Annotated in this window: 19 protein-coding genes; 12 read left to right on the forward strand and 7 right to left on the reverse strand. The window is 71.0% G+C overall.

The features are described 5' to 3' along the window. The first annotated feature begins 20 nt into the window (after positions 1–20). Together ACFVGW_RS05285 and ACFVGW_RS05290 are read left to right on the forward strand one after the other, a co-directional pair. Positions 21–968 carry a methionyl-tRNA formyltransferase gene (locus tag ACFVGW_RS05285; protein WP_385850879.1) on the forward strand — a complete coding sequence of 316 codons (948 nt, stop codon included), beginning with the start codon at positions 21–23 and terminating at the stop codon, positions 966–968. 120 nt (positions 969–1,088) lie between these two features. Beyond that, positions 1,089–2,174 (forward strand): winged helix DNA-binding protein, encoded by a 1,086-nt coding sequence (locus tag ACFVGW_RS05290; RefSeq protein WP_385850880.1) that lies wholly within the window; start codon positions 1,089–1,091, stop codon positions 2,172–2,174. 32 nt (positions 2,175–2,206) lie between these two features. On the opposite strand, the gene recQ is transcribed toward ACFVGW_RS05290, so the two are convergent. Both recQ and ACFVGW_RS05300 read right to left on the reverse strand, forming a co-directional pair. Continuing rightward, entirely contained in the window at positions 2,207–4,267 is a 2,061-nt protein-coding gene (recQ, locus tag ACFVGW_RS05295) for a DNA helicase RecQ (protein WP_385850881.1), read from the reverse strand. A 92-nt stretch (positions 4,268–4,359) separates the two neighbouring features. Continuing rightward, positions 4,360–5,772 (reverse strand): aminopeptidase P family protein, encoded by a 1,413-nt coding sequence (locus tag ACFVGW_RS05300; RefSeq protein WP_385850882.1) that lies wholly within the window; start codon positions 5,770–5,772, stop codon positions 4,360–4,362. Between the two features lie 153 nt (positions 5,773–5,925). On the opposite strand from ACFVGW_RS05300, the gene ACFVGW_RS05305 reads away from it, so the two are divergent. The 7 genes from ACFVGW_RS05305 to ACFVGW_RS05335 all read left to right on the forward strand — a co-directional run bounded on the left by ACFVGW_RS05305 (position 5,926) and on the right by ACFVGW_RS05335 (position 12,440). Further along, positions 5,926–6,909, forward strand: a complete 984-nt coding sequence (locus tag ACFVGW_RS05305) for a LuxR family transcriptional regulator (RefSeq protein ID WP_385850883.1) — start codon at positions 5,926–5,928, stop codon at positions 6,907–6,909. Positions 6,910–7,189: 280 nt separating this feature from the next. Continuing rightward, positions 7,190–8,359, forward strand: coding sequence for an ATP-binding protein (locus ACFVGW_RS05310; RefSeq protein WP_385850884.1), 1,170 nt, complete (start codon positions 7,190–7,192; stop codon positions 8,357–8,359). Further along, positions 8,356–8,757: a roadblock/LC7 domain-containing protein gene (locus ACFVGW_RS05315; RefSeq protein ID WP_352188906.1), complete on the forward strand. Its 402-nt coding sequence runs from the start codon at positions 8,356–8,358 to the stop codon at positions 8,755–8,757. Before ACFVGW_RS05310 ends, ACFVGW_RS05315 begins: the two co-directional genes overlap by 4 nt. After that, the gene (locus ACFVGW_RS05320) at positions 8,754–9,134 is read left to right on the forward strand and encodes a DUF742 domain-containing protein (protein ID WP_383220571.1); all 381 of its coding nucleotides are present in this window, start codon (positions 8,754–8,756) and stop codon (positions 9,132–9,134) included. Before ACFVGW_RS05315 ends, ACFVGW_RS05320 begins: the two co-directional genes overlap by 4 nt. Next, on the forward strand, positions 9,109–9,702 hold the full coding sequence (locus ACFVGW_RS05325) for an ATP/GTP-binding protein (protein ID WP_352188908.1): 594 nt from the start codon (positions 9,109–9,111) through the stop codon (positions 9,700–9,702). Before ACFVGW_RS05320 ends, ACFVGW_RS05325 begins: the two co-directional genes overlap by 26 nt. A 15-nt stretch (positions 9,703–9,717) precedes the next feature. After that, entirely contained in the window at positions 9,718–11,061 is a 1,344-nt protein-coding gene (locus tag ACFVGW_RS05330; protein ID WP_385850885.1) for a cytochrome P450, read from the forward strand. 272 nt (positions 11,062–11,333) lie between these two features. Then, the gene (locus tag ACFVGW_RS05335) at positions 11,334–12,440 is read left to right on the forward strand and encodes a tryptophan dimethylallyltransferase family protein (protein ID WP_385850886.1); all 1,107 of its coding nucleotides are present in this window, start codon (positions 11,334–11,336) and stop codon (positions 12,438–12,440) included. Positions 12,441–12,467: 27 nt separating this feature from the next. Here ACFVGW_RS05335 and ACFVGW_RS05340 read toward each other — a convergent pair whose 3' ends face one another. After that, on the reverse strand, positions 12,468–13,847 hold the full coding sequence (locus ACFVGW_RS05340) for a flavin-containing monooxygenase (protein WP_385850887.1): 1,380 nt from the start codon (positions 13,845–13,847) through the stop codon (positions 12,468–12,470). A gap of 292 nt (positions 13,848–14,139) precedes the next feature. Here ACFVGW_RS05340 and ACFVGW_RS05345 point away from each other — a divergent pair, with 292 nt between their 5' ends. The 3 genes from ACFVGW_RS05345 to ACFVGW_RS05355 all read left to right on the forward strand — a co-directional run bounded on the left by ACFVGW_RS05345 (position 14,140) and on the right by ACFVGW_RS05355 (position 17,348). After that, positions 14,140–14,943 (forward strand): endonuclease I family protein, encoded by an 804-nt coding sequence (locus tag ACFVGW_RS05345; protein WP_383220567.1) that lies wholly within the window; start codon positions 14,140–14,142, stop codon positions 14,941–14,943. Positions 14,944–15,206: 263 nt separating this feature from the next. Further along, positions 15,207–16,457 (forward strand): serine hydrolase domain-containing protein, encoded by a 1,251-nt coding sequence (locus ACFVGW_RS05350; protein WP_385850888.1) that lies wholly within the window; start codon positions 15,207–15,209, stop codon positions 16,455–16,457. Between the two features lie 108 nt (positions 16,458–16,565). Then, the gene (locus ACFVGW_RS05355) at positions 16,566–17,348 is read left to right on the forward strand and encodes a hypothetical protein (RefSeq protein WP_385850889.1); all 783 of its coding nucleotides are present in this window, start codon (positions 16,566–16,568) and stop codon (positions 17,346–17,348) included. Between the two features lie 66 nt (positions 17,349–17,414). Here the strand turns inward: ACFVGW_RS05355 and ACFVGW_RS05360 are convergent, their stop codons facing one another. The 4 genes from ACFVGW_RS05360 to ACFVGW_RS05375 all read right to left on the reverse strand — a co-directional run bounded on the left by ACFVGW_RS05360 (position 17,415) and on the right by ACFVGW_RS05375 (position 22,229). Beyond that, positions 17,415–18,986, reverse strand: coding sequence for a polysaccharide lyase family 1 protein (locus ACFVGW_RS05360; RefSeq protein ID WP_385850890.1), 1,572 nt, complete (start codon positions 18,984–18,986; stop codon positions 17,415–17,417). 225 nt (positions 18,987–19,211) lie between these two features. Beyond that, positions 19,212–19,853 carry a DUF998 domain-containing protein gene (locus ACFVGW_RS05365; protein ID WP_383291937.1) on the reverse strand — a complete coding sequence of 214 codons (642 nt, stop codon included), beginning with the start codon at positions 19,851–19,853 and terminating at the stop codon, positions 19,212–19,214. 103 nt (positions 19,854–19,956) lie between these two features. After that, positions 19,957–20,757, reverse strand: a complete 801-nt coding sequence (locus ACFVGW_RS05370) for a pyridoxamine 5'-phosphate oxidase family protein (protein ID WP_385850891.1) — start codon at positions 20,755–20,757, stop codon at positions 19,957–19,959. Continuing rightward, complete coding sequence (locus ACFVGW_RS05375; protein WP_385850892.1) at positions 20,754–22,229, reverse strand: globin domain-containing protein; 1,476 nt, start codon at positions 22,227–22,229, stop codon at positions 20,754–20,756. Before ACFVGW_RS05375 ends, ACFVGW_RS05370 begins: the two co-directional genes overlap by 4 nt. Between the last annotated feature and the right edge of the window lie 157 nt (positions 22,230–22,386).

A 22,386-nucleotide genomic window follows, 5' to 3' on the forward strand; every position in this document is an offset into this window, starting at 1 on the left:
CTCTTCCGAGGAGGAACTCCATGCGGGTCGTCATGTTCGGTTACCAGACCTGGGGGCATCGAACCCTGCAAGCTCTCCTGGACTCCGAGCACGACGTGGTGATGGTCGTGACGCACCCCAAGAGCGAGCACGCCTACGAGAAGATCTGGAGCGACTCCGTCGCCGACCTCGCCGAGGAGCACGGCGTCCCCGTCGTCATCCGCAACAGGCCTGACGACGACGAGCTGTTCCAGCGGCTCAAGGAGGCCGACCCGGACATCATCGTGGCCAACAACTGGCGCACCTGGATCCCGCCGCGGATCTACACCCTCCCCCGCCACGGCACGCTCAACGTCCACGACTCACTGCTGCCCAAGTACGCGGGCTTCTCGCCGCTGATCTGGGCCCTCATCAACGGAGAGCGCGAAGTCGGCGTCACCGCCCACATGATGGACGAGGTGCTCGACGCCGGCGACATCGTGGACCAGCGCGCGGTGACCGTGGAGCCCACGGACACGGCGACCGACCTGTTCCACAAGACGGTCGACCTCATCGCCCCGGTCACGGTCGGCGCCCTGGACCTGATCGCCTCCGGGCAGACCGAGTTCACCAAGCAGGACCGCTCCCAGGCCAGCTTCTTCCACAAGCGGTCCGAGGAGGACATCCGGATCAACTGGGACTGGCCCGCCGACGCCCTGGAGCGTCTGGTCCGCGCCCAGTCCGCGCCCTACCCGGCCGCGTTCACCTTCCACAAGGGCCGGCGCCTCGAAGTCCTCTCCGCCGTGGTGTCCGAGGGCCGTTACGGCGGCACGCCCGGGCGCATCTTCTACCGCGAGGGCGAGGGCGTGGTGATCGTCGCCGGCGCCGACGCCCGCACCGGCCGCAACCACGGTCTGGCGATCACGCGCGTACGGACCGAGGACGGCCAGGAGCTGTCCGCCACCGACCACTTCACCTCGATGGGCGGCTATCTCACCGGCCGCCCCTGACGGCCTCCGCGCCGCGCCCCGCTGAACTCCGGCGCCCCCAGACGGTCCTGGGGGCGCCGGCACCCCTTCCGGCACGAGTAGGTTAGGGTCACCTAACTTGAACTGCGAACAGGTACATCGATGCAACCACGGGTTACCTCCGGCACCGCGCACGATGCGAACGGCACACGGTTCGCCGTCGTCGGCATATCGAACATGCCGACCGACTGGGCTCAGGTCTTCAGCTCCCTCGCCAACGCCGATCTGACGACGGGCGCCCTCGGCGTCGACATCACCGCCGCGGCCACGGCCACGGCCACGAGTCCCGGCACCGACTCCGCCGGGACGTCCGGTGACGACGAGCCCGGCTCCCCCGTCGCCTCCGGCCCTCCCTCGCTCAGCACGACACCACCGAGCGTGCTGAACCTCAACGCCTACCTGATGTACGCGATCGGCAAGGCCGCACGCCGCAGACTCACGGACCGGCTGACAGCCCACGGACTGCGCCTGTGGCATCTGACCGTGATGGCGATGGTGGCCGACCTGGGTCCCCAGATGAAGACGGTCCTCGCATCCCGCCTGGACATGAACGCCAGCGACCTGGTGAAGATCGTCAACGATCTGGTCAGGACGGGCCATGTCGACTGCGGCCGGGACCCGGCCGACCGGCGCCGCGTCGTCGTACGGCTGACACCCGAGGGCCGCTCGTTCCTCGATCTGCTCAACGCGGACATCGCCTCGACCGACGACGACATCCTGGCCCCGCTGAACGCGGAGGAACGCGACCAGCTCGCCTCCCTCCTCCGCCGTGTCCACCGTCACCTCGAACCGGCACCGGCGAGCGTCGTCCACGAGCCCGCGCGGTACGACACCCCGGCGCGCACGGACTCCGTCGAGGACGGCCGGATCGACTGGACGCACCCGGCCGAGCGGATCGCCCGGCTCGTCGAGGCCCGGCGCGACCGCTTTCCGACCGCGTACACCCACCACCAGGGCCGGCGTATCGAACTCCTCGCGGCGACGGTCTCCGAGCGGACCTACTCCGGCGCCCCCGGCCTGGTGCTCCACCACGAGGACGAGGGCGTGGTGATCGTCACGGGAGCCAAGGCCCCCACGAGCGGCGAACACGGGCTCGTGCTGAGCCGTTTACGCACCGAAGCCGGTCGCGAGATGTCGGCGGAGGAGTACTTCCCCTCCGAGGGTGAGCTGCTCGCCCACCAGCCCTGACGGGGCCGGCCACCCGGTCCCGTCCGGCCCGGCTACCGCCAGTCGTCCCAGGGCGGCGGATCCATCTCCTCGTCCGGGTCGGCTGGCGGCTCTTCGTCGAACAGGTCCGGTTCCGGCTCCGGGCTCCGCCGTACGGGCCCGGTCGGCGCGGACCCGGACGGCCCGGAGCCGGACGGCGCCCGGGTCGGGGGCGTCGGCGCGGACGCGGACGACGGCGCGGCGGCCGGGGCCTCTCCGGGAGCGCGGCACCCGTCCAGGGTGTCGAGGACGCCCTCGGCGTACTTGGCGAGCTTGGCCTCCCCCACGCCGCCGACGGTGCCCAGCTCCGCCGCGGTCGCCGGGAACCGGGTCGCGATCTCGCGCAGGGTCGCGTCGTGGAAGACGACGTACGCCGGGACGCCCTGCTCCTTGGCCGTCGCGGCCCGCCAGGCGCGCAGGGCCTCGAAGACCGGGACCGCCTCGGCCGGAAGGTCGACGGGCACGCGGGCACCCTTGCCGGAACGCGAGCCCGAACCGGTCCGGGCCGCGGCGGCGGGAGCCTTCTCCTTGCGCATCGGCACCGGACGGCGTCCGCCCAGCACCTCACCGCTGGCGTCCGTCAGGACCAGCGTTCCGTAGTCGCCCTCGACCGCGAGCAGCCGCTGGGCGAGGAGCTGGCGCACCACCCCGCGCCACTCCGCGGTGCCCAGGTCGGCCCCGACACCGAACACCGACAGCGCGTCGTGGTCGAACTGGATGACCTTGGCGGTCTTCTTGCCCTGGAGGATGTCGATGATCTGGCCGGCGCCGAACTTCTGGCGCCGCTCCTTCGCCAGCCGCCAGACCGTGGACAGGAGCTTCTGCGCCGCGACCGTGCCGTCCCAGGACTCGGCCGGAGTCAGACAGGTGTCGCAGTTCCCGCAGGGTTCGCCCGACTGTCCGAAGTAGGCCAGCAGCCGCACCCGCCGGCACTCGACCGTCTCGCACAGGGCGAGCATGGCGTCCAGATGCGCGGCCAGCGAGCGGCGGTGCGTCTCGTCTCCCTCGGAGCCGTCGATCATCTTGCGCTGCTGGACCACGTCCTGCAGCCCGTACGCCAGCCATGCCGTGGCCGGCTCCCCGTCGCGTCCGGCCCTGCCGGTCTCCTGGTAGTAGCCCTCGACCGACTTCGGCAGGTCGAGGTGGGCCACGAAGCGGACGTCCGGCTTGTCGATGCCCATGCCGAAGGCGATCGTCGCCACCATCACGACCCCGTCCTCGCGCAGGAAGCGGGCCTGGTTCGCCGCACGCGCCCGGGCGTCCATGCCGGCGTGGTACGGCAGGGCGTCGATCCCCTGCTCGACGAGGAAGGCCGCGGTCTTCTCGACCGAGGCGCGGGAGAGGCAGTAGACGACCCCGGCGTCCCCCTCGTGCTCGGTGCGGATCAGCTCCAGGACCTGCTTCTGGGCGCTGTTCTTGGGGACGATGCGGTACTGGATGTTGGGCCGGTCGAAGCTCGCGACGAAGTGCCGGGCGTCCTGCAGACCGAGGCGGGCCGCGATCTCCGCGTGGGTGGCTTCGGTGGCCGTCGCGGTCAGCGCGATGCGGGGGACCTTGGGCCATCGCTCGTGCAGCATCGACAGCGCGAGGTAGTCGGGCCGGAAGTCGTGGCCCCACTGGGCGACGCAGTGCGCCTCGTCGATCGCGAAGAGCGACACCGTGCCCCGGTCGAGCAGGCGCTGCGTCCCTTCGGTGCGCAGCCGCTCGGGGGCGAGGTAGAGCAGGTCGAGCTCGCCGGCGAGGAAGGCCTGCTCGACCGTCTGCCGCTCGTACGGATCCTGCGTGGAGTTCAGGAATCCGGCCCGCACCCCCAGGGCGTTGAGCGCGTCCACCTGGTCCTGCATCAGCGCGATGAGGGGCGAGATCACGATGCCCGTGCCGTCTCTGACCAGCGCCGGGATCTGGTAGCAGAGCGACTTTCCGCCGCCGGTGGGCATCAGGACGAGGGCGTCGCCGCCCCCGACGACCTGATCGACGATCTCCTGCTGTTCGCCGCGGAAGGAGCTGTATCCGAAGACGCGGTGAAGCACCTGGAGAGGGTCGGAGATCGCGGGGGAAGCATCCGGAAGGGCCATTCGACAAGCCTAACGGCGTGCGCCGACACCCCCGGCCGCCCGGGTGAACCTGTGGACGGCCCGGGCGGGCGGGGGTGCTCGTCGGCCACGGTTCAGCCCGCGGTCCGGGCCATCCACGCCTCGACGTCGTCAGCGGACCTCGGCAGGCCCGCCGACAGGTTCTCGTGACCGTCCTCGGTGACGACCAGGTCGTCCTCGATCCTGACCCCGATGCCGCGCCACTCCTCGGGCACGGTGAGATCGTCGGGCTGGAAGTAGAGGCCGGGCTCGACGGTGAGCACCATGCCGGGCTCCAGGACTCCGTCGACGTACTCGTCGTTCCTGGCGTGGGCGCAGTCGTGCACGTCCAGGCCGAGCATGTGACCGGTGCCGGCCATGGTGAAGCGGCGCTGGAGTCCGAGTTCGTACGCACGCTCGGCCGGGCCCTCGATGAAGCCCCACTCGACGAGGCGGGCCGCCAGGTGGCGCTGGGACGCCTCGTGGAAGTCGCGGTACGCGGCGCCCGGCTTGACGGCGGCCATGCCCGCCTCCTGCGCCTCGTACACGGCGTCGTAGACCTGGCGCTGCACCGGGCTGAAGGTGCCGCTGATGGGGAGCGTGCGGGTGACGTCGGCCGTGTAGAGCGTCCGGGTCTCGACGCCGGCGTCGAACAGGAGCAGCTCCCCCGGGCGCACCGGTCCGTCGTTGTCCGTCCAGTGCATGATCGTGGCGTGATCGCCCGCGGCACAGATCGATCCGTAGCCGACGGAGTTGCCCTCCAGGCGTGCCCGGCGGAAGAAGGTGCCCTCGATCCAGCGCTCGGAGGACGCGACCGCCCGGGAGAGCTCCCCGACGGCGTCGGTGAAGCCGCGGACGGTGGAGTCCACGGCCTTGCGCATCTCGCCGAGCTCCCACGCGTCCTTGACGAGCCGGAGATCGCCGAGCGCCTCTTCCAGCGCGTCGTCGCGCTCCTCGTCGGTGGTGACGGCGGCCTCCAGCGACGGGTCGACGCCACGGACGATGCGGGTGGGCACGCCGGAGGAGGCGGCCAGGTCGCGGGCGGCGGTCCGGACGTCGCGGCAGGCGAGCCCGAGCACGCGCTCCGCCTCGGTGAGGGAGCGGCGCCGGCCCATCCACAGTTCCGCCGTGGCGCCCGTCCAGAACTCGTCGTCGTCCCTGCTGTCCCGCGGCAGCTGGTAGCAGTAGGCGTCGTGGCCGCCGTCCGCGCGGGGTTCGAGGACGAGCGCGCCGTCCCGTGCCTGGTCCCCGGTCATGTGCACGTAGCCGGAGTACGGCCGGAAGGGGTAGGGGTCGTCGTTCGAGCGGACCTTGAGATTCCCCGAAGGGATGACGAGGCACTCGCCGGGGAATCGCGCGGAGAGCGCGGCGCGGCGGCGGGCGGCGTACGGAGCCTGTTCGTCGGGCGTCAGGTCGTGCCGCTCGGTGTCGTCCCACCCCGTGCGCATGAGGGCGGACAGCTCCTCGGAGATCCCTGCGTACAGACCGTTCTTTCGGCCCTTGGCCACGGCGTTCCCCTTCTTCCCGTCGGTACCGGTGGGTGGTGCGTTCCTGGACTGCGTCCCGGACGGTAGCCGGGGATGGGCGCGCCGGGTGCCCGGGAGTGCCACTGGCACGGATCGGCCACGAGGGGGGCGTGGGCGCGGTCGATAATGCGTTCCATGACGAACGCGAAACTCGGGGACGCCCTCCGGCTCCTGGGCGTCGGCGAGGCCGCCTGCCGGGTCTATCTGGCGCTGCTCGAACAGGCGCCCGCTCCGCTGAGCGCGATCGGCGCCGCGGTGGGCCTGGGCGGCGAGGAGCTGGCCGTGGCGTACGGCGAACTCGCCGACGCGGGGCTGGCCGGCGCCGCGGAGGGGGACGCGGACGTGGTGGCTCCGGTGTCGCCGGCGGCGGGTCTGGAGATCCTCGCGCGGCACCGGGCGGCCGAGCTGGAGGAGTCGCGGATCGCCGTCGGCGGCGCGTTCGAGTCCTTCCGGCGCCGGCGGCTCACCGCGTACGACGACCATCTCGTCGAGGTCGTCACCGGTGACGCCGTCGGCCCGAGGATGCGCCGGGCGTGGTCGAGCGCCCGCGAACAGATCCGGCAGCTCGAGTCGCCTCCGTACTTCCCGCACTCCGGCGCGACGGAGGACGCGCTGGCCACGCTCGCCCGCGGGGTGACGCAGCGGGTCGTGTACGCGCGGGAGTCGCTGGAGTACCCCGGCCGGCTGACGGAGGCCATCGAACCGTGCGTCGAGGCCGGCGAGCAGGCCAGGGTGCTGCCCTCGGTGCCGGTCAAGCTCCTGATCATCGACGACGCGTACGCGCTCGTGTCGCTCTCGATCAAGGAGGCGGACGTGGTCAACACCCTTCTGGTGGTGCAGCCGAGCGGGCTGCTCTCCGCGCTCGTGGCCCTGTTCGAGCAGTCGTGGGCGAACGCCCTTCCCTTCCACGGCCGCACCACACGACCGAGCGGTCCGCCCCCCGGCGACCGCCGCCTGCTGTGGCTCCTCGCGAGCGGCGCGACGGACGACGTCATCGCACGGGAGCTGGGCATCAGCCGCCGCACCCTGTTCCGGCGGCTGCAGATCCTGATGGCTCGTCTGGGCGCCTCGAACCGCTTCCAGTTGGCTTTGCAGGCGCAGCGTTCCGGTTGGCTGTGAACGGGGTTCGGCGCGCGGAATCGCGATGAGCGGCCGATCTCACACGGGAGTCCGGCGGGGATTGAGGGCAATGGGCCGCAGTCGTCCCCATATTGACGATCGGTCACCTGTTCGCGCCCGGTGATAAGATCACGACGCTTGCGGAGCGGTGGATGGATGCAAAACGAACATCTCCGACCACGGCGACCATCCGGGCATGTACCCCGGTACGGACGGTCCGCCGGTCCACCCGTATTGACGGAATTCAGCAACTGGCCGTCAGTCGCCTGAAGAGAGCCTTATGACGTCTTACGCACAGAACCCAGCACTCTGGGTCCTCCTGATCGCCGTGCTCGGCGCTGTGGCCGTAATCGTTCGCCAGCGCAAAGCGATACGGACTTTACGACAGGAGACCACAGAGCTCAAGGCCCACTACGCCGAGTTGGAGAACAGCTACTCGAAGTCCGTAGAAGACGAGAAGGAGCGGGCCCAGGACTCGACGAAGACGGTCCTCAAGTCCGCCATGCGGACGCTCCAGGGCCTCGCCGCCGAGCAGCAGTTGGTGATCTCCGGCCTGCAGAACAAGTACGGCGATTCCGTCATTCTCCACGACCTGCTGGAGATCGACCACACCAACTCCCAGTTCGGCCGGCGCGCTCAGTCCATCGCCGTCCTCTGTGACGGCTGGCTGGGGCGGCAGCGTGAGGTCGCGTCGGTGTACGACGTGGTCCGCAGCGCCCAGGGACGGATCCGGCACTACCGCCGGGTCGAGATCCTGTCGCAGGTCGACTTCGGTATCACCAGCCGTGCCGTCGAACCGGTGGCGCTCGCTCTCGCCGAGCTGCTCGACAACGCCACCAGCTATTCGAGCCCCGACACCGTCGTCGAGATCAACATTCGTACCGTCCCCAAGGGAATTTGCATCGTCGTCGACGACGCCGGTGTCGGTATGAACGACGAGGAGCGGGCCCGTGCCGCGAAACTCCTGACGAGCGAGCGCGTTTCCGGTGTCTCCGGCCTCGGCAGCCCGCCGCAGTTCGGTTTCGCCGTCATCGGCGTGCTCTGTGAACGCTTCGGATTCGAGGTGTCCGTGGACTCCAGTTCCCCGTACGGAGGTGTCCGTGCCGTCCTCCTCCTGCCGCACGAGATGCTCACCGGCATGCCTGAGAAGAAGACCCCGCCGCCGACCGTGCCGGCCGTCGCCGTGACCGACCCGGGTGGTCCGACGCCCGCCGTCGCCGCGTCCACCACCGACGACGGACTGCCGCGTCGCCGCCGTAAGCGGCCGATGGCCATCGTGAGCGGCACCCCGGCGCCCGCACCCGCCGCCACGCGCTCCGGCGCGGAGACCGCGGCGATCATGGGAGCCTTCCAGCGGGGCACCCAGTCCGGCCGGGCCACGCGCCCGGACGCGGCGGACCAGACGATCAGCACACGTGATGCGAGCAGCGAAGGGCCTGAAATCTCGTGAACGACGATCTGTCATGGATGCTTGACAGTGCCTTGGAGATACCGGGGGCGCTGCACGCGGTCCTGGTCTCGGCCGACGGTCTGCTGATGGCCCGGACGAGGGACTTCGGCAAGGACAACGCGGACACGGTCGCCGCCGCGATGAGCGGTATGCAGTCACTCAGCCGCTCGCTCGGGTTCTTCGTCCAGGAGGGGCGCCTGCAGTGGCGCCAGACGCTGGTCGAGTTCGACGGCGGCTGGGTCTTCCTGATCTCCGCCGGGGAGGGCGCGTACCTCGGCGTCTCCGCCTCGCCGGACGTCGACATGCAGGACATCACGTTCCGGATGCAGCAGCTCGTCGGTCAGCTGGGCAAGGCCCTGACGACGCCGCCGCGCGAGAACCTCGGCGTCCGCTCATGAGCGGCTTCGACGAACTGGGGGCCGAGGCGGCGGAGTTAGTCCGCCCGTACGTCATCACCAAGGGCCGCGGTCTGCCGGACGAGGCACAGCTGTCGCTGGTCACTCTGGTCACCGCGGCCGAGGAGGGGCAGCAGCGGCGCCCGAGGCGGCTCTCTCCCGAGGAGCAGAGCCTGCTGGACCTGTGCACCGCCGGCTATCTCTCGGTCGCCGAGGTCGCGGGCCACACGCGGCTGCCCATCGGTGTGGTGAGGATCCTGCTCTCCGCCCTCGACGAGGGCGGCTACCTCATCACCCGCCCACCCGTGCAGCGTGCCGCGCTCGCGGACCGAGACATTCTCGAGGAGGTTCTGAATGGGCTCCGCGCCAAGTTTGGATGAGCAGGCCTATGTGCGCGGCGGCGCGACGCAGACCGCCGTGAAGATCCTCGTCGTCGGTCACTTCGCCGTGGGCAAGACCACCTTCATCGGTGCGATCTCGGAGATCCCTCCGCTGACCACCGAGGAGACGATGACCCGCGCCGGGGAGTCGTACGACGACCTCAAGGGGGTCCGGAGCAAGACCACCACCACGGTGGCCATGGACTTCGGACGGCTGACCATCAGCGAACGCGTGGTGCTGTACCTGTTCGGGACCCCCGGTCAGCAGCGCTTCGTGCAGATGTGGGAGGACATGGCCCGCGGCGCGCTCGGGGCCCTGGTGCTCGTCGACCCCGAACGGCTCGCCGACTCCTTCGCCGTGATCGATCTGATCGAGCAGTACGGCCTCGACTACGCGATCGCCGTCAACCACTTCGACGGCACGAAGGACCGCGAGGAGCGGGCGCTGCGCGAGGCGCTGGACCTGCTCGACGACACCCCGGTCGTCACCTGCGACGCGCGCGACGAGAAGTCGTCCGCGGACGCGCTGATCACCCTCGTCCGCTATTTGCTGGACCGCGCTCACTAGAAGCAGAGAGAAATCATGGACGCTCGTTCCACCGCACCCGTACCCCCGCCCGGGTGCCCCGCGCACACCGACGGCGGCCGGGTACCGCTGTACGGGCCGGAGTTCCAGGCCGATCCGCAGGCGTACTACGCCTATCTGCGCCACTTCGGGGCGACCGCGCCCGTGGAGCTCGCTCCCGGGGTGGAGGCCACCCTCGTCACGGACTACGCGACCGCCCTGCAGCTGCTCCAGGACTCGGGGTCCTTCCGCAAGGACGCACGCCGCTGGCGGCACCTCAACGAGGGACTCATCAGCCCGGACAACCCGGTCGTGCCCGTGCTCTCGTACCGGCCCAACTGCATGTTCAGCGACGGCGCCGAGCATCTGCGGCTGCGCCAGGCGGTCACCGACAGCATGGCCCGGATCGACGCGCGCAAGCTCAGCCGGACCACGGAGCAGGTCTCCGAGTACCTCGTCTCGCGGTTCGCCTCACGGGGCTCCGCCGACCTCCTCGGTGACTACGCGCGGCAGCTGCCGCTCTTCGTGTTCAACGAACTCTTCGGCTGCCCGGCCGACATCGGCGACCGGGTGCTGTTCGGCATCACCGGCATGTTCGACGGCATCAACGCCGAGCGTGCCGTGGAGGTGCTGTTCGGCGCCGTCGGCGAACTGGTGGCGCTGAAGCGGGCCAAGCCCGGTGAGGACGTCACCACCTGGCTGATGCAGCATCAGGCGCGGCTCACCGACGAGGAGATGGTTCATCAGGTCGCCCTGCTCCTGGGCGCGGGAACCGACCCCCTGGGGAATCTGATCGGCAACACGATGCACCGGCTGCTCACCCATGACCGGTACGCCGACGGCGGGGGCCTGATCGACGAGGCACTCGACGACACGCTGTGGGACAACCCGCCGATGCCCAACTACGCTCCGCACTACCCGGCCACCGACATGGAGTTCGCCGGGACGAAGGTCCAGGCGGGCGACCTCATGCTGGTCAGTTTCGCGGCCGCCAACACCGGGCCGAACCTGACCGCCGCGCGCGAGTCCGGTAGCAACCGGTCCCACCTGGCCTGGAGCGCAGGCCCGCACGCCTGCCCGTCGAAGGAGCCCGCGCGGCAGATCACGGTCACGGCCATCGAGAAGCTGCTCAACCAGCTCCCCGACGTCGATCTGGCCGTGCCGGAGGAGAGCCTCGTCTGGCGCCCCGGCCCGTTCAACCGCGGTCTCACCACGCTGCCCGTCCGGTTCACCCCGGCCGAACCCGTACGCCGGACGGCCGAGGCGCCTCAGGCGCGGGCTGCGGCGGACGCCGCGGCCGAGCCGGGCGGTCGCAAGCGCGGCGGGATGTGGAGCCAGTTCCTCAACTGGCTGGCGAAGTGATCAAGGCAACTCCCGCCGGAGTGCCCGGCGCGGCATGAACGTCAGCCGTGGGGGGTATTGAGCACCGCGTTGTTGTCCAACCGTGCTCATGAGGCTGAGGAGGTGTCGTGGAACAGATATCCACCCACCCGGATGTCATGCGTCATCTCGCCGAGTTCGGCCCCCTCGATACCCGCCCCTCCGGGCGGGTATCTTCTTGGGCGCCCCCATCGGGGGAGACGCTCGGGGGGCATACGGCGAGACAGGCCCTGCGGCTCTGTGAAGCCGCCGGGTTGAGCGGGTCCGACTCCGCGGAGTACGCACGGACGCTGCTCAGGGTCCTGGGACCGGTCGCCGAGCGCCCGCTCGCCATGCCGCCGCCCTACGACTCCTTCCTCTCCGACGACCACACGCCCGTGGAGTTCTCGCTCACCTTCACCGCCGGCTCGGGGCCGACCCTGCGGGTCCTCCTCGAGCCGGGGTGCGAAGCGGCTGACCTGGCGGAGAACGGGCGCGTGGGCCTGAGGGCCGTGCGCGCGATGGGACGGCGCTGGGGCTTCGACACCGCGCGGCTCGACGAGCTGGAGGACCTGTTCTTCCCTCCGGACCCCGAGGGGCCGTTGGCACTCTGGTGTGCGCTGGAGCTGCACCCGGGCGGCGTGCCCAAGGTGAAGGTCTACCTGAACCCGGCGGCCTCCGGGCAGGAACGTTCCGCCGAGACGGTACGGGAGGCCCTGCGCCGGCTCGGCCACGACCAGGCGTTCCCGGCACTCCCCCCGAGCGACCGTCATCTGTTCCTCGCCCTCGACCTGGGTGACTGGAACGAACCCCGCGCGAAGGTCTACCTCGTGCACGACGACCTGTCGGCACGGGAGGCGGCAGGTCTCTCCCGGATGACGGGCGGCCCGGGGCCCGGGGCCATCTCACGCTTCTTCCGCACGGCGGCGGGGCTCGACACCGGCGTGGGCCCGGATGCCGGCAGCGACGCCGACGGGCTCGCCGCCCTGGACGGGCCCGGCGCACTGGACGCCCTCGACGTACCGCTGGACCGGCGGCCGGGACTGACCTGCCACTCCTTCACCGAGACCGGGGCGGACCGGCCCAGCGGGTTCACCCTGCACATCCCCGTCCGGGACTACGCCCGGCACGACGGGGAGGCGCTGGACAGGGCGGTGACCCTGCTGCGGCGCCAGGGCATGGACCCCGCGCCGCTCCTCCGGGCTCTCAGAGCCGTCACCGGGCGACGGCCCGAGGACGGCGTGGGGCTGATCGCCTATCTGGCCCTGGCCCATCAGCGGGGGAAGCCCACCCGGGTGACCGCCTACATCTCCTCGGAGGCGTACCGCGTCAGGCCGCCGGCCGACGCGCCCCTTCCGCGCGCGGTGGAAGCCGTCCACTGACCGCGCGCCGACGGACGGTCGTCCGGGTCACCTCTCCTGCAGCTCACGCAGCTCGCGCAGATAGGGGCCGACGTCCACCTGGACCGAGGCGCCCCCCTCGGTCCGCCCGTAGCGCGCCTCGACGTCCTTCAGATAGACGTCGATCTCCTCACGCATGAGGTCCGCCGACGGCAGGGTGACGTCACCGTCGACGATCCCCGCCACCCAGCGCGCCTGGGCCTCCACGAGGCGCGTGATCGAGCCGACGGGGCGGATCAGGCCGACGAAGTACAGGCCGGTCCGCTCGGGTGCGACCACGCGCCGGTACAGCCGGACCGCCCCGTGCCCCTCGCCGGTGGGACAACCGGCGGGAAGGAAGGGGAAGTCCATCCGGAATCCGGTGCAGTGCACGATCGCGTCGGCCTCCTCCACGCTTCCGTCGGTGAAGGTCACCCGTCCGCCGTCGACGGAGTCGATCGCGGGCCTGGGAATGACGCCGCCGTGCCGGATCCGGCTGAGTATCTCGTCGGAGATGGTCACGGCGGAGGAGAAGATCGCGTGGTCCGGTTCGGGGAGACCGTAGTCCGAGAGGTTCCCGCGTGCCACGAGCAGCGCCTGTTCGACGAAGCTCCGCTGTTCGGCGAAGGGCATGTCCTGCCACCACGGCGCGTCGGCGATGAGGTCGACGGACATGCCGAAGAGCTGCTTGGGGACCACGTGCAGCCCACGGCGGACGGAGAGCACGGTCCGCGCGGCATGGCGGGAGAGATCCGACGCGATGTCCACACCCGACGCCCCCATCCCCACGACGACGACGCGCTGCCCGGAGAAGTCGGCGCCGTCGTGGAAGTCGAGGGAGTGCAGCATCCTTCCGGTGAACGAACCGGAGCCCGGGGGAAGGGGTTTCGGCGGCGACGCAACCGTGTTGTGACCGGAGGCGACGACCACGTGCGTGAAGCGCCGTTCCGTCACCTCGCCCCGCGCGTCCCGGCTGGTGACCGTCCAGGAGCCGGCGCCGTCGCCTTCCCCACGCGCTCCCCCGTCGTCCTGCCGTACGGAGAGCACCTCGGTCCGCGTCTCGACGCGCGGCAGCAGGCCGGCCCACTCGGCGAACGCCCGCAGGTAGGCGGCGACCTCGGCGTGCCCCGGGTACAGCGGCAGGTCGGCCGGCATCGGGAAGTCGCTGTATCCGGTCAGCTGCTTGGCGGTGTTCAGGTGCAGGGAGCGGTAGCCGGGCCCGCGCTCGCCCGCCCCCGGCTGACGCCAGATCCCGCCGACCTCGGGCGCCTTCTCCAGACACACGAAGTCGATGCCCTTGAGCGAGAGCGCGTGCGCGGTCGCCAGCCCGGACAGTCCCGCACCGATGACGCACACGCCCCGGGCGGGGGGACCGTCGACCGCACGTGACCCGTTCCTGGATCCCTCCACAGCACACCATCCGTCCTCGCGCCGGGGGCGGTCGGCACCGCCGTCCCCCCGTGCGGGAGCCCGGAGGCCTCACGATACCGATCACCGTTCGGGAGTGATCTTCCGAGGTGCCGGGCCGTCCGGGGACGTGCCGTATGCGAGAACGTCATGGAAAAGCCTTCTGGGGGTTACACATTCGGCCACCGCACCGTGGCACGCTCCCGCTGGCGGAAAGTCAACACGCGTAGATCACGCCACTGTTGAGCCGAAACCTTACGCCAGGCGTATCCCCATCCCCCCGAAAGGTCCCCCCATGTCCTTTGTGCCCACCGGCAGATGGAAGGCTCTGGCCGCGACCATATCCGCGGTCCTCATCGGTCTCACCCTCCCGACGGTCGCCGCGACCCCGGCGAGCGCCACGACCACGGCGTACGACAGCACGTACTACAAGAACGCGATCGGCAAGACCGGCACGAGCCTGAAGTCCTCGCTGCACACGATCATCGGCAGCCAGAGCAGGATCTCGTACGACGCGGTCTGGAACGCGCTCAAGGTCACGGACCAGGACCCGAACAACAGCGCCAACGTGATCCTGCTGTACAGCGGCACCTCGCGCAGCAAGAGCCTCAACGGCGGCGACGTCGGCGACTGGAACCGTGAGCACGTCTGGGCCCAGTCCCACGGCAACTTCGGCACGTCGGCCGGCCCCGGCACCGACCTCCACCACCTGCGCGCGGCGGACGTCCAGGTCAACAGCATCCGCGGCAACAAGGACTTCGACAACGGCGGCAGCGCGGTCAGCGGCGCGCCCGGCAGCTACACCGACTCCAACTCCTTCGAGCCGCGCAACGCGGACAAGGGCGACGTGGCCCGCATGATCCTCTACATGGCCGTCCGCTACGAGGGCGACGACGCCTGGGCGGACCTGGAGCCGAACGAGTCGACGTCCAACGGCAGCGTGCCCTGGCACGGCCGGCTCTCGGTCCTGAAGCAGTGGAACGAGCAGGACCCGCCGAGCGCCTTCGAGGAGCGCCGCAACGACATCATCTTCGGCACCTACCAGGGCAACCGCAATCCGTTCATCGACCACCCGGAATGGGTCGAGGCGATCTGGTAGACCCGCCGCGGTCCGCCGAGTTCCGCGCCCCCCGGCGGGGAACTCGGCCCCGGTGCGGCCGGGAGACGGGGTGAGCGGGGCCGCCGGGGTGACAGGGCGACCGGGCGACCGGGGCCGCGTGGGCGACTGAGCGACCGGGCCGTACTCCAGGACTCCGGCGGGGTGGTGCGCCGGGATGGTGTCCCTGCCCCACATGGGCGGGTCTCGGACCGTCCCCGGAGTGTTCGGCAGCCTCCCCGCCGGGCCACCTCCATAGTGCGGTCATGACACGCACCTCCCCCGCACGCCCGCCCGCCCGGACGCGTGCCCGCAGGGCCGCCCTGCTCTGCGCGGCCCTCCTCGCTGTCACGGTCCACACCACCGCTGTCGCACCCGCGCTCGCCGAAGGGCCCGGCGGCCCCGGCGCACGGGACTGTACGAGGACCGCACGCCCCCTCGACGCGCAGGGCCGCGAGGTCCTGGCCATCGCCCGCAAGGCCAAGGACGACCTCAGGCTGAACTCCGTGGAGCTGCGGGTCACCGTCGGCGGACGCGAGGTCGTCACCGACGCGCTCGGCGAGTCCATGACCGGTGTCCCGGCCCGGCCGGACATGCATTTCCGCGCCGGATCCGTGGCCTTCGCCCACATCGGCACCGCCCTCCTCCAGCTGGTGGAGGAGCGGAAGGTCCGTCTGGACGACACCGTGGAGAGCTGGCTGCCCTTCGTACCGAAGGCGGACCGGATCACCCTGCGGATGCTGGCCACGAACACAAGCGGCCTCCACGACTACGTCACCGACCCGGCCTTCGCCGCCGAGCTAGGGCCCCACCCGTTCCGCCACTGGACCCCGCAGCAGCTCCTCGCGTACCCCTTCAGCCACTCGTTCTGGTACGAGCCGGGTACCAGTTGGAGCTACTCGCACGCCAACTACCTGCTCCTGGCCATCGCGCTGGAGAAGATCACCGGCACTCGGATCGACCGGCTTCTGGAGGAGCGGGTCTGGCGCCCCCTCGGGCTGCGCAACACGCGGAACAACTTCACCCCCGACATTCCCGAGCCGGTCCTGCACGCCTTCACCTCAGACCGCGGTCTCTACGAGGAGTCCACCTTCTGGAACCCGTCGTGGACCACGGCGCCCGGCGCGGTCATCACCACCGACATCTGCGACCTGGCCCGCTCCGCGCGCGCCATCGGCGCCGGGGAGCTGCTCTCGCCCCGCTCGTACCGCACCTTCGTCAACCCGGGCACGGTCGGCCTGGGCGGCGGGACCGCCACATGTCCCGAGGCGATCTGTCTGCCGCAGACCGAGGGCTGGCACTTCGGGCTCGGCGTCATCGTGGCCAACACCTGGCTGGCCCAGAACCCGTCGTTCTCCGGCTACGCCGCGATCCAGGCGTACCTGCCCTCGCAGCGCCTCGCCATCGCCGTCTCCACGACCAAGACCGCGAACACCCCCGCCGGCAACACGGCCGAGGTCGTCGCCGAGCGCATCGCGGCCGAACTCGCGCCGGACACCCCGCTGACGCTCAGCTGAGATCGTGGTCCCGGCCGGGACCACGATCCACAGGGACACCACACCTTCACGCGCCGACTCCGACGATCAGGAACCGGCGCGTGACCGCCGTCAGGCAGCATGGTGACCATGAACTCGGAACAGCCGCCGTCGCACGGAGCGACCGTCGTCCCCACGGACACCCTTCCGAACGCGGCCGACGTCAGGAACGCGAGGACGACCCTCCTCGGACTCCTCGCCCGTACGGGCGTACCCGAGGACGAGACGGGGCGGCTGATCGCCCTGGTGGAGGCCGGCGCCCTCGCGGAGGCCCACGGCGAGGTCGCCCGGGTCGTGGCGAGCGCTCCCGGGGACCGGGGAGAGCGGTTCCGCCTAGGGTGGCTCGACGGCGCCCGGGCGGTCGACGAGACACTGCTGCGCAGTACCGAGCGCGCGCTGCGGCGGGCGCTCGGCGCCGACGAGCCGGGCGGCGCCGAGGGACCGTCGGACACGGCGCACGTCCACCCCCCGGTCGCGGGGGTGGACGTGGAGCGGGCGAAGGTTGCCGTGACCCCGCTCTACCTCGCGTTCACCCATGTCTCCGACCTCGACCCCGAGGTGTCGGAGGACGTCCTCGTCGCCGTCCTCGGCACGATGAGCACCGCGGAACGGGCCGGGTACGCCGGACATCTGGACGCGTTCGCCGGGTCCTGGAGCGAGCGGCTGAACCGGCTGTACGCGGAGTACGGGCCCGGCAGCGACGTCTCCATCCACGGCCGCTACTCCCTCCTCCACTCCCCCAGCAGCGTCGCCGTACTGGAGCGTCTCGTCTCGGCGCCGGACGCGCTGCGGGAGGAGTGGGACCGGGTGGAGCTCCCTCCCGTCTGGCTGGAGGGGCTGGCGAAGGCCTGGGACGCCCCGCCGGGCGGGTGAGCCGCGGCGGGGCGGCGGGTGGACCGCGGTGGGGCTGCGGCGGCGCCGCTCCGTCGCGTGGGTGCGCTACGAGGCGTAGGTCTCGAACTCGGCGACCTTCGGGGTGGCGGTGGAGCCGGTGATCTCGAAGGTGACCTTCTTCAGCGAGGTCGCGGGGAAGGTGATGACGCCCGCCCCGCTGCCGGACGTCAGGACCGCTCCGGTGTCGCCGTTGAGGACCCGCCAGGAGCCGATGGCGCCGGCCGAGCCCGCCGCCTCCCGTACGGCGATCCGGGACACGCTGGTGGCCGAGCCCCACTTGACCGAGACGGAACCGGTCGCGCCGGCCGGGGACCAGTACGTGCTCAGGTCACCGTCCCGCACGTTGCCGTAGCTCGTGCCGTCGGCCTTGCCGGAGCCGTCGGAGCCGGCTCCGAGGGAGAGGTTGGTCCCGGCGGGCGGGGTCGGAGTCGGGGCGGGGGTGGTGGGCGCCGGGGTGGTCGGCCGAGGAGTGGTCGGGGTCGGCGCGGGGGTGGTCGGCGCCGGTGTCTGCGGGGAGCAGCTGCCGTCGGAGACCCGCAGGCCGTTGTTCGCGCCCGCCGTCCGGCTCACGACGTCGGGTACGCAGCTCGCGTTGTCGAGGCTGTACGCGTAGGGGATGGCGACCGTCGTGTTGGACTGCGGGTTCGGGCCGGCCGGGTTGTTGTCGGTGCCGGGGCTCGACCAGGTCACGTTGTCGAAGACGTTCCCGCCGACCTGCCAGTACCCGGCCGCATCCGTGTAGAAGGTGCCGAGGACGTCCTTGGAGTCCTCGAAGTAGTTGTTGTCCACCTTGGCGCGCGCCCCGGCCCGGGAGTTGATGCCGGACTCGTTGAGGCTCACGTAGTGGTTGTTGTAGATGTGCGCCGTGCCGCCGCGCAGCAGGGGTGCGCGGGAGTCGATGTTCTCGTACAGGTTGTGGTGGTACGTGATGAAGCCGTTCGAGAGGTCGCTCTCGCTGGAGCCCACGAGGCCGCCGCGGCCGGAGTTGCGCAGGGTGCTGTAGGACAGGGTCACGTACTGGGTGTTGTCCTTCATGTCGAACAGGCCGTCGAACCCCTCCGACTCACCGCCCGACGCCTCCAGGGTGACGTGGTCGACCCACACGTTGCGGACGTCGCTCTCCATGCCGATGGCGTCACCGCCGTTGGAGACGGGCGAGCCCGACTTCTTGACGTTCCGTACGGTCACGTTCTGAATGATGATGTTGCTGGATTCACGTATGTGGATGCCGAGTTGATCGAAGACCGCACCGGCACCGACGCCGACGATCGTGACGTTGCTGATCTGCTTGAGCTCGATCACCCCGTCCGCGGTGTTGCAGCCGGTGCCCGACACCTTGGCCGTGTTGCCGTGGTCGACGGTTCCCTCGACCTCGATGACGAGGGGGGTGCTCGTAGAGGGTCGGGCGCAGAGCGCCGCGTGGATCGCGGTCCCCGTGGTGGCGCGTACGGTCTGCCCGCCCGCGCCTCCGGTGGTCCCGCCGTTCTGGGTCGCGTAGCCGGTGGCGCTGCCGGTCGCCGCCGATGCCTCCGGCGCCGACAGCACCGCGGCACCCGCTGCCACCAGGGCCGCGGCGGCCAGCGCCGCGGCGAGTCGTGGTGCGACTGCTCGTCCCATTCTCGTCTCCCATTCGTCGTCGGCACGCGTCGTCGCATGCCGGAACGGCGGCGGCTCCTCGGCCGCCCCCGCCGGGTGTCCCGTACAAGGAGAAAGCGCTTTCTGCCGTGCGACGATAGGGCGCCGTCCGTTCGACTGGCAAGGTTTGAGCCCGCGTCAAATTCAGTGATGTGAACACCGGCTCCCCTGCGGACCGCTGCCGAGCGCCGTTCCGGGGCGGGTCGTTCAGTCGGGCAGGGAGCGGTCGTCGTCGCTCCGCGCGTCCACCGTCGCCCGTGCGTCGCGCAGGTCCCGGTAGGCGACGCAGGAGGCGACGACGACGAAAGGCCACACCGCCTGCATGCAGGTCACCAGGCGTTCGGCGACGCCGGGAGCGCCCTGACGCTCCGTCTCGATCAGGTACCAGGCCGCCCCGACGCCCATCAGGACGCTCGCCGCGACCGAAGGCGCGAGCCGCAGGCCCCAGGGCGCGGCCGGGGTCCGGACGGCGGCCAGGACCGGCCACACCGCGAGCAGGACGAAGCCGACGACGGCGACCGAACCGTGCTCCAGGGACCCACCGCTGCTGGGCGCCGGGAGCATCGTCACCAGGAAGGCCGCGAGCCCGCCGGCAGCCAGCGCCAGCCGTCCGGCCAGTGCGGCCGGGCGGAGCCCCCAGGCGGTGAACAGGTGGCAGACGCCCAGCGCGAGCAACGCTCCGGTCATCACCCAGAAGCCCTTGGCGCCGTAGGCCCCCAGCACGCTGATGTTCTGGGTGACGGGATCGTACGCCGGTCCTTCCAGATGGGCCGCGAGCATCCAGCCGCCGACCAGCAGAACGGGGGCGCACCCCGACGACACCAGAGCCCACCGAGGAACAGGTCGCATCGGCACACCGTAAGCCGCTCGGTCGCCTCCGCCGCGCGTACACGGGCGGGTGGAGTCCGAATGGGGGTGTGCGGAGCGTGGCGTGCCGTCGGGGACCGGACGGTCAGACGGTCACGTTCCTGTCGAACCAGCCGGTGAAGACGTGCTCCTCGTCGGCGATCCGGCGCTGCTCGGCCTCCTCCAGGACCCTCTCCGCCTCCGCCCGCCAGGTCGCGGCGTCCGCGCGCGGCGGGGGCAGGAACGGACCGCGCTCCGGGGATTCGGCCGCGGCGCCGAAGAAGTCGCCGCCCTTGCGCCTCACGTCGTCCGTACCCCAGGCGCGTCCGTTCCCGTCCCGGGGCACCTTCTGCAGATGGGGGATGTGCTTGGCGCAGTGGATGTACGCCTCCTCCACGGCGACCTCGACCCAGACCTGGGCGCGGCGGCCCGGGACGGAGTCGTACGGGAGACCCTCGTGGGCGCGGCGCATGGTGTCGTCCGACACGACCCGGGCCCGGCCGTTGACGTGGAGTCCGATGCGGTCCCGGAGGAAGTCCATCATGAGGAGGCCGACGTGGGGGTTCTCCTCGATGTTGCCGAGGCTGGCCTGCACCCCGTTGCCCCGGTACTCGGGGTACGCGAGGGTCCGGTCGTCCAGGACGTGGAGGAAGCCGGGCGGGCCGGCCCGGAAGGTGTTGTCGCACTCGCCGTGCCGGTCGGCGGTGGCCAGGAAGAACATCTCCTGGCGCGCCACGAACTCCCGCATGCGGGTGTTGAGCCGTTCGAGGACCTGGTCGGCGTAGAACCGGTCGGCACGCTCGGTGGTGCCCATGCGCTGCTGGACGAGGTGCTCGCCGTCGCTCCCCGGCCGGACGGCGCGCACCGGCGTCGGCTGCCGGTAGCCGGTGTGTTCGAAAGTGCTCAATTCCTTGCCCCGACCAGTTCCTCGATGGAGTCGTGCCGTATGCGGTGGGTCGGGATGCCGATGCCGACCAGGGTGTCGACGCCGCGCCGGATCATGCCGGGCGGGCCGGAGAGATAGGCGTCGTAGGTGTGCCACGGTCCGTACTGACAGACGGCGTCGGGCAGTTGGCCGCACAGCTCGCCACTTGCCCCGTCGTCGACGACGGGACGGACGGAGAGCCAGGGGTGCGACTGCTGCATCCGGAGCATGGTGTCGATGTCGTACAGGTCGTGGTCGCGGCGGGCACCGTAGAAGACCTGCACGGAACGGCGTCTGCCGTGCTGGGCGACATCCTCGACCAGCGCCTTGATGGGGGCGATGCCGGTGCCGCCGCCCAGACAGAGCAGACCGTTGTCCGTGGTGTGGTCGACGGTCATGGATCCCGCGGGCGCGCCGAGCCGGATCACGTGCCCCGGACGGGCCCGGTGCACCAGGGCGTTGGAGACCCATCCCGCCGGTACGGCCTTGACGTGGAAGGAGAGCAGTCCGTCCGAGCGGGGCGCGGAGGCGAAGGAGTAGTGCCTCCAGACACGCGGCCACCAGGGCGTCTCCAGCGAGGTGTACTGCCCGGCGAGGAAGGGGTACGGCTGGTCGGGCCGGACCGTCACGACAGCGATGTCGCGCGTGCGCATCTCGTGGGCGACCACCTCCGCCTGCCACCAGGCGGGGGCGCGGAGTTCGTCCTCGGCCGCCGCGTCGATCATGATCTGGGAGATCGCGGTGTAGGCACCCACCCAGGCCGCTTGGGTCTTCGGCCCCCAGCTCTCCGTGGCGTACTGGGAGAGTGCGCCGAGAAGAGCTTCGCCGACGGCCGGGTAGTGCTCGGGGAGCGTGCCGTACTTCCGGTGCCCGCGACCGAGCCCGGAGAGGTACGCGGTGAGGGTGGCGGCGTCGTTCACATGGGTCGCGGCGGTGAGCAGCGCCGTGAAGAGCCGGTCCCGCTGGGTGTCCATGGCGGCGGGGAACAGGGCGCGCAGGTCCGGGTGCTTGAGGAAGAGCAGGGCGTAGAAGTGCGAGGTGACCTTGTCGGCGATCGGCTCGATCTCGGCGAGGGTGCGGCGCAGCAGTGCGGCGTCGGACGTGTCCTCGGGGGCCGCGGCGGGGGCCGCGGCGGGAGAGGATCCGAACGCCTGGAACGGCGCGGCGGGCGCGGAGGGCGCGGTCCGCTGCTCCGGCACGGACGGTGCGCTGGGGGTACTCGGTGCGGACGGTGCGCTCGGGGTACTCGGTGCGGACGACATCGACGGCGCGGGGGCTACGGGCGCCGGGGGCGTCGCGGGCCCGGTGGCCGGCGCGGGCCTGGTGGGCGGTGCCTGGGGGGTGGGTGCCGGACCGCCCGGGGTGCTTCCCGGAGTTCGACCGAACCAGCCCCCGTTCCGGTTGTTCCCGCCGGAGTTCGCGCTGTCGGCCGACATGGTGGTCGGACCATCCATCGGTTTGCCTCGCCTCGAACGTCTTTCTGTCGGTCTTCGCACATGGGGTCCGAGTGTGCCCCGATTTCCCTCTCCGTATCGGAATTCCACGTAAGCGCACCCGTCACTGCGAAATGGTGGTATATCCCGCCCTCCACATGGGGCACGGATGTGCGAA

The sequence above is a fragment of the Streptomyces sp. NPDC127129 genome (assembly GCF_042671585.1).
Classification (GTDB): domain Bacteria; phylum Actinomycetota; class Actinomycetes; order Streptomycetales; family Streptomycetaceae; genus Streptomyces.